We start from the raw sequence: 13,247 nt of genomic DNA on the forward strand, positions 1-13,247 counted from the left end.
CGCGCCACAGGCATTCGGCCGACAGCCGATGACGGGACGGGAAAATGCCAGTGGCACACTCCGCCACCTTGGTGTCTTGGTGCCTTGGTGGTTCATCAAAAGCCGGAGCGCACCGGAACGATCAAGAGGACGAAGTACATCCGGACAATTGCCAATTATCCACAGGCCTTAGGTTTGATATGACGCCTACGCTCCGCTGTCGGCGGGCTCAGGCGCTGCTCGGGCTGGAGAGCCTGGTTCGGTAATTCCGTCCCAGGCCCTAAGACTTAGGCAGCATGGCGCGGCGACGGGGGCCTTGATAAAACGGGAGCATCCAAAGATATCCCGGTCGCCGGCCGGTCTTCGGGGGAGGTGGTTCTCTGCGCAAGCGGCTGATCCTGATTTTCGTCAGCGTGGTCGTGGTGACGACCATCGCCGCCTTGCTGGTGATGGTCCATCAGGCGCGGCTGCGGGTGGTGGCGGAGCGGGCTTCGGCGGCCGAACTCGCCGATCATCTGGCTGCGGAAGCCGTCGCCGCCTTGCCGCCCGGCGCGCCCGACGCCATGACGCGCCTTCAAGCGGTGATCGCATCCCTGCCGGCCTTGCGCCACGTTCGCGTAAGCGTGGCGGTCTCCGGCCGGCCGGCCGGCGGGGAAAGTGCCGATGGCCGCTCGGTGACGTCCGGGACGCCGCCGCGGTGGTTTTTCGATCTTCTCCGTCCGCCGCCCTGGGAACTCCGCCATCCCATCATGATGGACGGCCGGCGTCTGGGCGAGGTGGTGATCTCGGGCGATCCTTCCGGGGAAATCTCGGAATTGTGGGACGAGATGGTGCTGGGCGGGGCCATGCTGCTGGGGTTGATGGTGGTGTTCGTCGGCGTGGTCTTCTGGCTGGTCGGCCAAGCCCTGCATCCCCTTTTTCTGCTCGGCCAGGGGCTCGGGCGTTTGGAACAGGGAAATTTCAACGCGAGCCTGCCTCCCTTCGACGTTCCGGAACTCGCCGACGTCGGCATGAAATTCAACAGTCTGGCCCGTTCATTGGCGCGGATCAGCGGCGACAACCGCTTTTTGATCCAGAAGCTCATCTCCGTGCAGGAGAGCGAGCGCAACATGCTCGCGCACGAATTGCACGACGAATTGGGGCCCTGTCTGTTCGGGATCAAGGCGCAGGCCGCCTGTATCGTTCGTGCGGCGCGGGAAACGGCGGAAACGGATCACGCCAAGACCATCCTTGGGCTGGTCGACGATCTGCAACGGCTGAACCGGCGAATCCTTGGGCGACTGCGGCCGCTGGGCCTGCATGATCTGGGGTTGGTCGCGGCCGTCGGTCAGCTGGTGGACGATTGGCGCGGCCGCGCGCCGGAGGTCGACTGGCAGTTCCGCTGCGTCCATTTCGAGGCGCCATCCGACGAATCCCTGGCCCTTTCCATCTACCGGATCATCCAGGAGTGTCTGACCAATGCCGCTCGGCATTCCGGCGCTTCCCGCGTGGTCGTCGAGATCGGCAGCGGGCCGGCGGGCGGCTTCGGTTCCATTGCTCCGTCATGGCGGGGCGATCCCGATTTCCCGGTGGCCTATGTGGCGGTGGGCGACAACGGCCGTGGACGTGACGAGGGGTGCCGGCGGGGGTTCGGCCTGCTTGGCATTCATGAGCGTGTCGAGGGGCATGGCGGCGTCGTGACGGTGAACGGTGGCGGCGGGACCGGGACGCTTCTCGAGGCGTTGTTGCCCCTCGGCCCCCTGGTCGGGATGGTGGGGGCGGGTCATGCCTGAGAAGAAGCGCGTGCTGCTGATCGACGATCACGCGGTGGTCCGCGCGGGGTGCCGCATGCTGCTGGAAGGCTGGGGGGGGCTTGAGGTCGTCGAGGCGGCCAGCGCCTCCGAGGCGCTTCGCTTGATGAGCGAGGTCGCGCCGGCCCTGGTCCTTCTCGATCTCAACCTGCCCGACGGGACGGGGCTGGACCTCATCGCCCCCTTGCTGGCTTTGGATTCCGGCGTCCGCATCCTGGTGTTTTCCATGCACGAGGATGCCGCCCACGCCACCCGCGCCATGGAGCGGGGTGCTCATGGATATGTCACCAAGAGCGATGATCCTGAAACCATCGTCGAGGCCGCCGCGACCGTATTGGGCGGCGCCCCCTACCTGAGCCGCCCGGTCGCCCAAAAACTGGCCCTGGCCGGTGTCGGCGGGATGTCGAGGCATCCGCTGGCGGGCCTGACCCGCCGCGAACGGGCCGTGTTCGACCTCTTCGGCCAGGGCAAGACCCTGAGCGAGATCGCCGCGCAACTCGACGTCAGTTACAAGACTGTGGCCAACACCTGTTCCCAGTTGAAGACCCGCCTTCATGTCTCGAACTCCGCCGAACTGATGCGGCTGGCCATCGAAAACGGGCGGTGAGGCTACCTGGGCGGCCGCCCCGCTCAATGGCGGGCAAGGCGATCGAGGTGAATGAAGTGGGGATGCTTTTCCGCCTCAATTGCGCGTCTCGTCTCCAGCGCCTGATCAATCACCCGTTCGGGTTCGATGACCCAGACGCCGGCCAGGTCGGAATCCCCCAGGGTCGCCCGCAACCGGTTATAATGGTCCAGGAAAAGCGGACCGGAGACGTGAATCTTGATAGGCTTGCCCTTGATCTGCACGGTGCGTCCGTTGCGTCCGGTTAGGGAGATGGCGACCGAACCGTCGAACCAGATGCTGCGCACCAGATTGCGGTTGGTAGTCGAGGACTCGATTCTTTCCAGATAATGAATGTTGCCGTCCTCGCCCAGATGAAGCGATTGCTTCACCACGGCGTGAGGTTCGCCCGCGGTGTCGACCGTCGCCAGCACCTTGGTCGTTTCCGGATCGTTGAGGAGGTCGATCACTTCCTGGCTGAGATTGGCTGTCATGGGTTTCCCTCGCGATTTCAGAACTTCATTGAAGGCGGGCCAGATCGGTATCCGGGTGATTGCCGCAACGGCGGAAGTCATCGAAGTCGGCCGACAGCCCGTATTTTTCCCTGATATCCTGCAGGCCGCGGGCGAGACGGATGAAGTAATCGAGCGACGGCGCCTTCAGATGGTAGAACTGCGACCCGATTTGCGGAGCCCAGACCGTGTGAACCGTGGTGACACCGTTCTGAGCAAGATATTCAGCTTCGTCCAACGTCGCGCGCAGGGCATCGGATTCCGTCCGGAACCCATTCGGCGCTGCCGTTTCGACGCCGCCGACGATACCGGTGCCGACATTGCCCTTGCCGAAAATGTCGACCGCTCGGATCAGCCTATTTTGCCACTCCCGATAGCCGACCCACTGTGCCTTGCCTGGGCAGATCCAGTTGAACAGATCTTCGTTCAGAACTTCGATGTCGGCGGTGAAACTGCCCAGGCCGGTTTGTTCGCGAAGCCGGGTCAGTTGCCGTTCATTGAACGCCGTCGCCAAAAGCTGGCTGGGAAATCTTGGGGCTTCGAAAGCCTCGCCGATGGCTTGCAGCAGGGAGATGTAATAGTCCACCTCCATGTCGAGCACTTCGACTCCTTTGACGATCGATCCTCCGGTAATATGAATGTTGGCGAAGCGGCCCGGTTCTTTCAGGGCTTCAACGATGCATTCCCGGATGTCGCTTGCCTGCAGTCTCGTCGGAAGGCCATTTTCGCTGCGCAGTTGGCGATGGTGATAGGGAAGGCTGCAGAATTTGCATCCTTGATCATCGACATGGAAAAAATGACAAAAACTGGTGACGAAGACGTCCAGCCGTTGGGGGCGGGCCGAGACGACCTCTCGCATCAAGCGACCTGAACTGGTTTTCTTGTCATAATATTTTGGTTTCGGCCAGATCTCGACCTCCTCGACGGCCTGGCCGGCGTCGAGCAGCATGAAGCGTTCGTCAATGAAATCAACCACGTAGGGATCGCGTTCCTCGGGCTGCGGGATGACCAGGATGGTCCCTCCATCGCGCAGCAACAGGGAATGCGGATAATTCACATTTTCCCAAGTGTATATCTGGTGGCGGGTCGGATCCACGGCTTCAAGCGCCCGCTTGCTGTAATGGACCCCGCGCCGTTGCACGTCGATCTTGCGCGCCACCAGGCGGGGAAAGCGCGGATGCTGTGCGGTGACCTCGTCGAAAGAGGGCTCGTCGCGGAATTTCTGGCGGAGCGCGATAGGCATGGGCGTCCTCGTAAGCGATTGGAGGTTTCATCCCGGATATTCCGCGAAAACTAGGGAATATGCGGCTTCCGGTGAACAAGTAGTCTATTTTCCTACTATATAAGTCAAATCGAATTGATTCTGCTGATCATTCGGCAATACTATGAAGCCATGCAGATGCGACAAATCGAGGCGTTTCGGGCGGTCATGCTGAGCGGAGGGATCACCGCCGCCGCAGCGATGCTGCATATCAGCCAGCCCTCGGTCAGCCGTTTGATATCCGATTTGGAACGGGCCATCGGCTTTCAACTTTTCGAGCGTCATGGCCGTCGTTTGATGCCGACACGGCGGGCGGAAACATTTTTCGACGCCGTCCGGCAAAGTTTTACCGGCTTGGATCTTCTGGAGCAGACGGCACGCCGAATCCGCGCGCATCCGGTGGAAACGCTTCGCGTTGCGGCACTTCCGGCGCTGGCCGGCGGGGTGTTGCCGCAAGCGATCGCGTTGTTCCATGACCGGTTTCCCGACATCAAGGTTACGGTCGAGGCGCAGAACCAGCGCGCCATCGAGGATCGTGTTTTCCTGGGGCAGGCCGATCTGGGACTCGGTGTTCAGGCTCAGCCGAAGCAGGGAATAAGAACCGCGACGCTGGCGAAAGCTGAATATGTTTGCGTCCTTCCCGCCGACCATCGCCTGGCGAGCCGGCCTCTCATCCATGTGAGCGATCTCGAGGGGGAGAGCCTGATCGGACCGATGCACGAAGCCGATGCCATCTGGGACGCGATCGACCGGACCTTCCTGTCCGAGGAGGTCAGCGTCACGCGTTTCGTTGAAACCCAATTGTCCTATCCCGCTTATTGTTTCGTCGAGGCGGGGCTTGGCGTGATGGTGGCCGAACCATTCTCGGCCCCCTTATTTCGACGGCTGGGTGTTTGCGTCAGACGTTTCCGACCGACCATCAGTTTGAATTTCACTGTGATGGAATCCGACAACATTGGGCCTACTCCCGGCGTCGTGGAGAGTTTTCGCGACATCGTGCACAAGGTCACGGCGGAATTGCTGGCCGACGTCGAACGGCTGACGCTTGAGCCATGCGATTCAGGCGACGGCTTCCACGGCGGGGGCCGGGAGCCGGTTCGGCAGCAGCCAATGGATCCAGAGCGAAGCCAGCAGATAGGCGCCGGCGGTCATCAGGAACAAGGGGAGATAACCTCCTCCGTTGCCGAGGATCCAGCCGGCCGTCTGCAGCACCAGCATACCGCTTAGATTTCCGCAAAGAGCGCCGATGCTGGTCACACGGCCGACTCGGCGGGCGGGAATGACGTCCGTGATCAGGGCGAACAGATTCACCGAAAAAGCCTGATGGGCGGCCAGGGCCAGCCCCAGAAACGCGACGGCCGCCCAGACCTCCCCGGTCAGTAAAACGAATGGGATGGGTGTAACCATCACGGCCGCCGCCAGCATGGCGCGTTTGCGGACGCTTTCCGGGTGTATACCCGCCTGCAGCAGATATGTCGAAATGCCTCCTCCGGCAAGCGAGCCGATCGCCGCCATCAGATAGATGCTGGCGATGGGGAGAGCCAGTTCGCCCAAGTCGAGATGAAAGGTGCGATGGAGGAAATCCGGCGTCCAGAACAGGAGGAACCACCAGGCTTGATCGGACAGGGCCTTGGCGCCTCCGATCGCCCAGGTGCGGCGATCGGTCAGAATCGGTTTCCAGGGTACCTGCCTGGCGGACTCGCCATCCTCCTCCTGCGGACTCCAGCGTTTGCGCCCGGCCAGCGGCAACCACGCCAATGCCCAAACCAATCCGCAGGCACCGGTCAACAGGAACGTCGCGCGCCACCCTACGGCCAGGGCTAAAAATGGGATGATCAGGGGGGTGGCGATGGCGCCCAGGCTGGCCGCGCCATTCATGATGCCGAGCGCCATGGCGCGTCCCCGTGCATCGAACAGAAGGGCAAGCGTTTTGATGGCCGTCGGCGTGCCCATGGCTTCGGTGGCCCCCAGGGCAACGCGGGCCGCCAGGAATTGTCCCGAGGTGAATGCGAAGCCATGGGCCATGGCGGCAAGGCTCCAAGACGCCACGGCGACCGGATTGGCCCATTTCGCGCCAATACGGTCGACGATCCACCCGACGAAGGGAAAGGCTACCGCGGCGGCAAATTGAAACGTCGCCGTCAATCGTCCGTAGTCGTTGTCCGACCATCCCAGATCCTGTTCCAGCATGGGTTTGAGAACGGCGATGATCTGACGGTCGGCATAATTGAGAATCCCCGCGGTGATCACCAGACCCAGGAGCAGTCCGGAGCGTCCGTGGAACGGTGCATTTTCCCGCACCCTCACCGCGAGGCTTTCCATGATCAGAAGTCCTTGCGGAGATTGATGCCGAAATATCTTTCGGCATCCCGGGGAACCCACCGGTAGACGTAACCAGCGGTACCACTGGTTGATGTCGCGCCGCTGCTTTGCAGATAGGAGGAGTAGGTTTTGTCGAGGACGTTCTTGGCAAGCAGGGTGATCCGCCAGGACGAGGCCAGATTGTTGAGGGAGATGTCGGCGTCCCAGATGCCATAGGCTTTCTGGATGGTGTCGGGCGACTCGCTCAGGTCATATTGAACCTTGCTTTGCCAACGATAATTGGTGCCGAGGGTAATCGCATAATCCTCGTTGACGGGAATACGATAGTCGGCACGCAGATTGGTTTTCCATTTTGGTGTGAAGGGGAGCGGTTCACCGTTGATCGGCCAGTTTTTCGGGGTGACCAAGGTATGGTCGATGCGTGCGTCGGTCGCCGCCAGATTGCCGGTGAAGGTGAGTTGTTTGCAGGGTTTGGCGGTGAAGTCCGCTTCGAAGCCCCGGCTGGAGACCTGGCCGGCATTGATCAGATTGGTCACCACGGCGCCGTTGACCAGATTGGGGAAGTTGGCCTGGTAGTTGTCGAAGGTGGTGTGGAACAGTGCCGCGTTGAACAGAAGGCGGTCCTCCAATGTCTTGGTTTTCAGGCCGATCTCGTAGGAATTCGACGTTTCGGCCTTGAGTGCCGCTCCTTGCGTCGATGGGACCATGTTGAAAAAGACATTGTAGGCCGGCCCCTTGTAGCCGTGCGAATAGGTCACATAGGTCGTGGCCTTGCGGGTGAGGTCGTATTGCAGGCCGACGCGATCGGCGTATCCCAGGTCCGATGTATTTCCGGTGGCATAGGGCGAGGATGCGCTGATGCCGGTATCGGCCGCCGTCGAGACGCGGCCATGGTAATAGCTGAGTTCGTCGCGGATCACCCGGGCTCCGGCGATGCCCCGGAAATCGTCGGTGAAGTTGAAGGTGGCTTCTCCGAAGGCGGAATAGTTGTCTCCGCGGGTTCCATAGCGGGCGGTACCGTTGTTCACCGTTCCGCTGGTGGCGGTATCCGTCCTGCTGTAGACCTCATCGTCAACGGTATGAAGATAATAGAGTCCGGTGACATATTCGAGGAACTGTCCGGTCGGTGAGGCCAGGCGCAACTCCTGGGAAATCTGGTCGAAATCCAGTTCGCCGTGGTCGACGATCTGTTTGTTGAGCGACGATGACGTCCTGTCGAAGTCCTGAAGCTGACCGTTTTTCCATTTACGATAGGCGCTGATCGACGTCAGGGTGTGATTGCCGATGGACCAATCCAACTGCGCTGACACGCCTCCGTTGTCATCGTCGGCGTGTGTGTTGGTGTTGGTGTTGATATTGGTGTTGCCGGCGCTGGCTTGTACCGGTGAGATCAGATTGGCGAAAGCCGGATTGGCGGTGGTGACGCCCCCTGGATAGGTAATATTGGTGCTGCTGATGACTCCGCTCGGGATGGTTTCCCGGGAATGCAGGTAATCGGCGGCGAACAGCACCCGGAAAGTATCGGATGGCGTCAGTTCGATTTTGGTTCGGGCTCCGTTATGGTCGTAACCGTTGACCTTGTCGCCGTTGTAGACGTTGGTCACATTGCCGCCGTAATCACTGCTCAGCACGCTCAGCAGGCCCTTGGCCTTGCCTGGAACGAGCGCGCCCGATACTCCGGCTTTGGCCCGGAATTCGTCTCCTCCGCCGAAATAGGAAACGTCTCCATAGCCATGCGCCTCTTCCGTCGGTTGCTGGGTGACGATGTTGACCACGCCGGCGGATGCGTTTTTGCCGAAAAGCGTTCCCTGAGGTCCGCGCAGAACCTCGATGCGCTCCACATCCAGCAAATCGAGGGTGGCCTGTCCGGGGCGGTCCAGCGCCACGCCGTCGATAACCGTCGATACCGAGGGTTCCGCTCCTGGCGAGGTGGTGACGGTGCCCATGCCGCGGATAAACAGGCCCTGATCCTTATTCGATGCGCCGTTACGGAAATTGAGACTCGGGACGATGCTCGAAATGTCGTTGAGATTGTTGAGATTTTCCTGTGCGGCTTGTTCGCCGTCGACGACCGAGACGGCGAGAGGCACCTTCTGTAGCGATTCATTGCGTTTTGTCGCCGTGACGACCACGTTTTCCACATCCTGATTAGCGGTTTCATCCGCCGATCGGGCCGGCATGGTGCCGACAATCATCGCGCCGAGGCCGATACCCAGCGGTGCCGCCACGCGCAGTGCGAAAGTGCCGCCCGGAGTCCGTCGCTTGCGAAATCCCAAAAACATCCCCAATCCCCCCAAAATGATCGGTCGTCTGGCGACGGCGCGATATCGTGGCGCCCGCCAATTCCCGCATGAGCGAGATGTGCATAATCAATCAGTCTAGTAGATTGGTAAAATATAATAGATTCGCCTGTACATTTGGAAATGCTATGTATCCCGTCCGCTACGCGGACGGCGGCGATGGGGTACGTTTTTTGGGAGAGCGGGGAGGGGGGCAAGGGGCCGGATTGACGAGGGGCCGGCCCCTTGGGCGTTTGCTTCGTTCCACCGTTCCGAGGGCGGGCGAAACCTTCGTTTTCGGTATCAGGCGCTGCGATAAAGCTTGGTCAGCACGAACTCCCGGTGGCCCAGCACCTCGGCGGCGGTCAGGCGGCCGTTGGCCGTTCTGAGGGCGATGTCGATCAGCGCGTCGCCGGCCGCGTCCAAGGTCAATTCGCGGCGCAGGATGCCGGACACGTCGAGGTCGATATGCTCGGCCATGGTGCGCACCGTTCGCGGATTGGCGGAAAGCTTCACCACCGGTTCGATGGGGTTGCCGATGACGTTGCCCTGGCCGGTGGGAAACAGATGCACGACGAACCCGGCCGCCGCCTGCAAGGTGACGCATTCCGCCGCCGCCGAGGAGGTGTCCATGAAATAGAGGCCGGGACCCTTCGCCGGGGCCTCGCCGGGTTCGAGGACGTCGATGAAGCGGGCCTTTCTGCCGATCTTCTGCAGATTGCCGAAAGCCTTCTCCTCGATGGTGGTCAGGCCACCCTCGATATTGCCCTTGGTCGGCTGGCTTTCCGACAGGTCATTGGTCTTGTTGGCCAGGATGAAGTCGTTGTAATCCGACCAGGTCTTCAGGAATTTCTCGGCCACCTCCGGCGAGGCGGCCCTTGTCGCGCACACCTGCTCGGCGCCGGTCAGTTCGGAGGTTTCGCCGAAACAGGTGGTGGCGCCCAGGGCATCGAGCTTGTCGACGAAATTTCCCACCGTCGGATTGGAGGCCAGGCCCGAGGTGGTGTCCGATTCTCCGCATTTCACCGAGACCCACAGATCGCTGATCGGCGCCTCCTCGCGGATCTTCTCGCTGGCCCAGTGCACATATTCCTTTGCCCGGTAGGACGCGGCGGCGATGGTGGCGATGTCGCCGTGGCCCTCGATGGAGAATCCGCTCACCGGCTTGCCGGTTTTGGCGATGCCGTCGACCACCCGCTTGGTCCAGCCCGGCTCGATGCCGATCACCACCACGGCGGCGACATTGGGATTGGCCCCGGTGCCGATCAGCGTGCGGAAATGCAGTTCGAGGTCCGCGCCGAATTGCAGGCGGCCATAAGGGTGCGGCAAGGCCAGCGTGCCCTTGATATTGTTGGCCACCGCTTCCGACGCGGCGTTGGACAGATCGTCGAGCGGCAGGATGATCACGTGGTTGCGCACGCCGACCCGGCCGTTTTCACGGCGATAGCCCCAAAAGCTTTTGCCTGAAGTCGTGCTCATATCACCACCGCTTGGTCTTGAGATTGTGGACGTGGACATGCCGGCCCTGGCCGATGGCGGCGACGGTGCGGCCGATGTCCTGGCCGTATTTGAGGACCGTCTCGTCGTTGGAAATATCGCGAAGCGCGATCTTATGACCCAGGGGGATCGGATCCTTGGCCTGCAGGGTGATGGTGGTGTCGGTTTCCATCACCCATCCGGTCAAGGTGCGGCCTGCCTCTATGGTTTCGACGACGGCGACGCCGACGCTGTCGTGCGGATCGTGAACGATGAAATCGGGACTGCTCATTATGGACTTTCTCCTTCGAAAGACCGTCCGGCCCGGCGTTCGATATGGGTGAGCAGATCGGCGGATATCTCGATCCCCTCGGTTTCGGCGCGGGCGCGGGCGGCAAGGCGGCGTTGGCCGGGAAGGCGGGCGCCGGGTTGGTTGAGGATGGCGGACAGCAGGATTTCCAGGCGGTCGCCGAAGGCGTCGCCGCCCAGGCGTTGGGGGGACAGAAAAAGAAAGGACTGTCCGATGCCGGGAGGATTTCCCCGATCATCCAGCACCGAACTGGCCTCGAAGGCGAAGTTGGCGCCGCCCAATGCGGCGGCCAGCACTTCGACCATCAGGGCCAGGGCCGCCCCCTTGGCGTCGCCCATGGGCAGCATGGTGCCCGCCAGGGCCGCCTCGGCGTCGGTTGTCGGCCGGCCCTGCGCATCCAGGGCCCAGCCCTCGGGAATGGCTTCGCCCTTTTGCTGGGCCAGCATGATTTTGCCACGGGCGACCTTGCTCAAGGAAAGGTCGATCACCAGGGGCGGCGCGGCTCGCCTGGGGGCGGCGAAGGCGATGGGGTTGGTTCCGAAAACGGCGTCGCGTCCGCCCCACGGAGCGATGCCGGCGGGCGTATTGGCGAAGGCGAGGGCGACCAGTCCGCGGTCGGCCGCCGCCTCGACATGGTGGCCGAGGACCCCGGCATGATGCGATCGATGAATGGCGGCGGCGGCCGTGCCGGCTTCGAGAGCGACGCGACAGCCTTCCTGAATGGCCAGGTCGATCGCCGGAAAGGCGAAGCCGTGTCCGGCATCGATGCGCATGGCGGCGCTGGCGGTATGCTCCAGCCGCGGGCGGGCGAACCCGTCGACTTTTCCCACCTCGGCCTGTCGGGCATAGATGGGCAGGCGGGCCAGTCCATGCGAGGACAGGCCATCGGCTTCGGCGACGACGAGGGCGGCGGCGACCTTGGCGGCGGTGTCCGGTGCGATACGGGAGGCGGCGAGGGCCGCGGCAGAAAGATCCGCGGCCTGGCGAAGGGTGAGACGGGGCATCTCTCGTGTCCTTTTCTTTAACGCAACATCCCCCATTTTCGCACGGTATGCCGCTCGATGGTGCGGAAGATCAGCACTTCGACCAGCAGCCCGATCAGGATCACGGTGCTTAGGCCCGCGAAAACGCTGGCGGTTTCCAGGCGATTCTTGTTTTCGAAGATGTACCAGCCCAGTCCGCCCGATCGCGAACTGACGCCGAAAACCAGTTCGGCGGCGATCAGGGTCCGCCAGGCGAAAGCCCATCCCACCTTGAGCCCGGTCAGAATGGCCGGAAAGGCGGCGGGGATCAGGATGCCGGTGATGAAGGGCAGGCCTCTGAGACCGGCATTGCGTCCGGCCATGCGCAGGATGTCGCTGACGCCGGAGAAACCGGCATGGGCGTTGAGCGCGAGCGGCCACAGCACGGCATGGACCATCACGAAAAGGATCGAGGGCGTGCCCAATCCGAACCACAGCAGCGCCAGGGGAAGAAGGGCGATGGCCGGCAGCGGGTTGAACATGGCGGTCAGGGTCGACAGCAGATCGTCGCCCAGGCGGGTGGTCATGGCCAGCCCCGCCATCAGGGCGGCGGCGGCCACAGCGATGGCGTAGCCCATGCACAGGACCCGGAGCGAATTGCCCGTCTTGATCAGCAGGACGCCCGACCGGATGTCGGTCCAGAAGGCATCGATCGTCTCGGTGAAGCTTGGGAACATCAGGGGGTTGTCGGCCCACACGGCATAGCCCTGCCAGGCGGCCGCCAGGGCCAGCAGAATCAGGAGACGGCGCAGGGCGGCATGGGCGAACAGCCTTTGCAGGAGGGGGAGCGGACGCTCCACCACCGCCCACTCCTCGGACGGCGGGCCGAAGGTGGCCTCGTTGAATTCGCGGCTCATCAGATGCCCGCTCCTTCCTGGACGATGTTCTCCCCGAACAGCATCTGCTGGATTTCCTCGCGCAAGGCGCGGAAATCCTCGGACGGAACCAGGCCGTCCGCCCCCCGCCGGGTTTCCAGCAAAGCCCGGACGCGGCCGGGATGGGGGGACAGCACGAGGATGCGGTTGCCCAGCAGAATGGCTTCCTCGATGGAGTGGGTGACGAAGACGATGGTGCACCGCACCTGATGCCAAAGGGACAGCAGTTCGTCCTGCATCTTGCGGCGGGTCAGGGCGTCGAGCGAGGCGAAGGGTTCGTCCATCAACAAGATGTCGGGCTCCATCGCCATGGCGCGGGCGATGGCGACCCTCTGTTTCATGCCGCCGGACAGCTGATGCGGGTAGGTGTCGGCGAATTTTCCCAGATTGACCAGGCCGATATAGTGATCGGCCCGCTCAAGGGCCTCCCGGCGTCCATATTTCCGGCTGGCAACCATCGGAAAGGCGACATTGGCCCGGACGGTCTTCCACGGCAGGAGCTGGTCGAATTCCTGGAACACCATCATGCGGTCGGGACCGGGGCGGTCGACCACGCGATCATGAAGGGAAATGCTGCCCTCAACCGGTTTGACGAAACCGGCGATGGCCTTCAGCAGGGTCGATTTCCCACATCCCGAGGGGCCCAGCAGGATGAAGCGATCCGCCGCGAAGACATCGAACCCCACCCGATAGGTGGCCGTCACCAGATGGCGGTGGGTTTTATATTGCAGGGTCGCGCCTTCGACGCGGAGGACCGGCCCGCCCCGGGCCGCGCGGGCGGCTTCGACGGGTGTTCCGGCCGGCTGGGCGAGCATCG

Annotated in this window: 11 protein-coding genes and 1 pseudogene; 3 read left to right on the plus strand and 9 right to left on the minus strand. The window is 62.5% G+C overall.

Features of this window, described 5'->3' with window-relative positions:
* The first annotated feature begins 401 nt into the window (after nucleotides 1-401).
* Nucleotides 402-1,751 (plus strand): histidine kinase, encoded by a 1,350-nt coding sequence (locus CWS72_RS08235; protein ID WP_146002678.1) that lies wholly within the window; start codon nucleotides 402-404, stop codon nucleotides 1,749-1,751.
* Complete coding sequence (locus tag CWS72_RS08240) at nucleotides 1,744-2,376, plus strand: response regulator transcription factor (protein WP_101250099.1); 633 nt, start codon at nucleotides 1,744-1,746, stop codon at nucleotides 2,374-2,376. Before CWS72_RS08235 ends, CWS72_RS08240 begins: the two co-directional genes overlap by 8 nt.
* Before the next feature lie 23 nt (nucleotides 2,377-2,399).
* On the opposite strand, the gene CWS72_RS08245 is transcribed toward CWS72_RS08240, so the two are convergent.
* On the minus strand, nucleotides 2,400-2,867 hold the full coding sequence (locus CWS72_RS08245; protein WP_101250100.1) for a pyridoxamine 5'-phosphate oxidase family protein: 468 nt from the start codon (nucleotides 2,865-2,867) through the stop codon (nucleotides 2,400-2,402).
* Between the two features lie 25 nt (nucleotides 2,868-2,892).
* On the minus strand, nucleotides 2,893-4,128 hold the full coding sequence (locus tag CWS72_RS08250; RefSeq protein ID WP_101250101.1) for a radical SAM protein: 1,236 nt from the start codon (nucleotides 4,126-4,128) through the stop codon (nucleotides 2,893-2,895).
* Nucleotides 4,129-4,278: 150 nt separating this feature from the next.
* On the opposite strand from CWS72_RS08250, the gene CWS72_RS28325 reads away from it, so the two are divergent.
* Nucleotides 4,279-5,373 (plus strand): LysR substrate-binding domain-containing protein, encoded by a 1,095-nt coding sequence (locus CWS72_RS28325; RefSeq protein WP_146002679.1) that lies wholly within the window; start codon nucleotides 4,279-4,281, stop codon nucleotides 5,371-5,373.
* Between the two features lie 45 nt (nucleotides 5,374-5,418).
* On the opposite strand, the pseudogene CWS72_RS28330 reads toward CWS72_RS28325, so the two are convergent.
* From CWS72_RS28330 to CWS72_RS08290, 7 genes and pseudogenes are all read right to left on the minus strand, one after another.
* Nucleotides 5,419-6,468, minus strand: a pseudogene (locus CWS72_RS28330) (MFS transporter); the annotation flags it as partial.
* Nucleotides 6,469-6,470: 2 nt separating this feature from the next.
* Nucleotides 6,471-8,750 (minus strand): TonB-dependent receptor, encoded by a 2,280-nt coding sequence (locus CWS72_RS08265; RefSeq protein WP_101250104.1) that lies wholly within the window; start codon nucleotides 8,748-8,750, stop codon nucleotides 6,471-6,473.
* 300 nt (nucleotides 8,751-9,050) lie between these two features.
* Nucleotides 9,051-10,226, minus strand: coding sequence for a UxaA family hydrolase (locus CWS72_RS08270; protein ID WP_101250105.1), 1,176 nt, complete (start codon nucleotides 10,224-10,226; stop codon nucleotides 9,051-9,053).
* Between the two features lies 1 nt (nucleotide 10,227).
* The gene (locus tag CWS72_RS08275; RefSeq protein ID WP_101250106.1) at nucleotides 10,228-10,515 is read right to left on the minus strand and encodes a UxaA family hydrolase; all 288 of its coding nucleotides are present in this window, start codon (nucleotides 10,513-10,515) and stop codon (nucleotides 10,228-10,230) included.
* The gene (locus CWS72_RS08280) at nucleotides 10,515-11,537 is read right to left on the minus strand and encodes an Ldh family oxidoreductase (RefSeq protein ID WP_101250107.1); all 1,023 of its coding nucleotides are present in this window, start codon (nucleotides 11,535-11,537) and stop codon (nucleotides 10,515-10,517) included. The genes CWS72_RS08275 and CWS72_RS08280 overlap by 1 nt, the downstream gene beginning before the upstream one ends.
* A 17-nt stretch (nucleotides 11,538-11,554) precedes the next feature.
* Nucleotides 11,555-12,412, minus strand: coding sequence for an ABC transporter permease (locus CWS72_RS08285; protein WP_101250108.1), 858 nt, complete (start codon nucleotides 12,410-12,412; stop codon nucleotides 11,555-11,557).
* On the minus strand, nucleotides 12,412-13,245 hold the full coding sequence (locus CWS72_RS08290; protein WP_101250109.1) for an ABC transporter ATP-binding protein: 834 nt from the start codon (nucleotides 13,243-13,245) through the stop codon (nucleotides 12,412-12,414). Before CWS72_RS08290 ends, CWS72_RS08285 begins: the two co-directional genes overlap by 1 nt.
* Nucleotides 13,246-13,247: the final 2 nt, after the last annotated feature.

The organism is Telmatospirillum siberiense (assembly GCF_002845745.1).
Lineage (GTDB): Bacteria > Pseudomonadota > Alphaproteobacteria > Rhodospirillales > Magnetospirillaceae > Telmatospirillum > Telmatospirillum siberiense.

What these genes read in the sequence shown, in the direction of transcription:
- CWS72_RS08240 (WP_101250099.1), top strand. Translation starts at nt 1,744, where the DNA reads ATGCCTGAGAAGAAGCGCGTGCTGCTGATCGACGATCACGCGGTGGTC.
- CWS72_RS08245 (WP_101250100.1), bottom strand. Translation starts at nt 2,867, where the DNA reads ATGACAGCCAATCTCAGCCAGGAAGTGATCGACCTCCTCAACGATCCG.
- CWS72_RS08250 (WP_101250101.1), bottom strand. Translation starts at nt 4,128, where the DNA reads ATGCCTATCGCGCTCCGCCAGAAATTCCGCGACGAGCCCTCTTTCGAC.
- CWS72_RS28325 (WP_146002679.1), top strand. Translation starts at nt 4,279, where the DNA reads ATGCAGATGCGACAAATCGAGGCGTTTCGGGCGGTCATGCTGAGCGGA.
- CWS72_RS08265 (WP_101250104.1), bottom strand. Translation starts at nt 8,750, where the DNA reads ATGTTTTTGGGATTTCGCAAGCGACGGACTCCGGGCGGCACTTTCGCA.
- CWS72_RS08270 (WP_101250105.1), bottom strand. Translation starts at nt 10,226, where the DNA reads ATGAGCACGACTTCAGGCAAAAGCTTTTGGGGCTATCGCCGTGAAAAC.
- CWS72_RS08275 (WP_101250106.1), bottom strand. Translation starts at nt 10,515, where the DNA reads ATGAGCAGTCCCGATTTCATCGTTCACGATCCGCACGACAGCGTCGGC.
- CWS72_RS08280 (WP_101250107.1), bottom strand. Translation starts at nt 11,537, where the DNA reads ATGCCCCGTCTCACCCTTCGCCAGGCCGCGGATCTTTCTGCCGCGGCC.
- CWS72_RS08285 (WP_101250108.1), bottom strand. Translation starts at nt 12,412, where the DNA reads ATGAGCCGCGAATTCAACGAGGCCACCTTCGGCCCGCCGTCCGAGGAG.
- CWS72_RS08290 (WP_101250109.1), bottom strand. Translation starts at nt 13,245, where the DNA reads ATGCTCGCCCAGCCGGCCGGAACACCCGTCGAAGCCGCCCGCGCGGCC.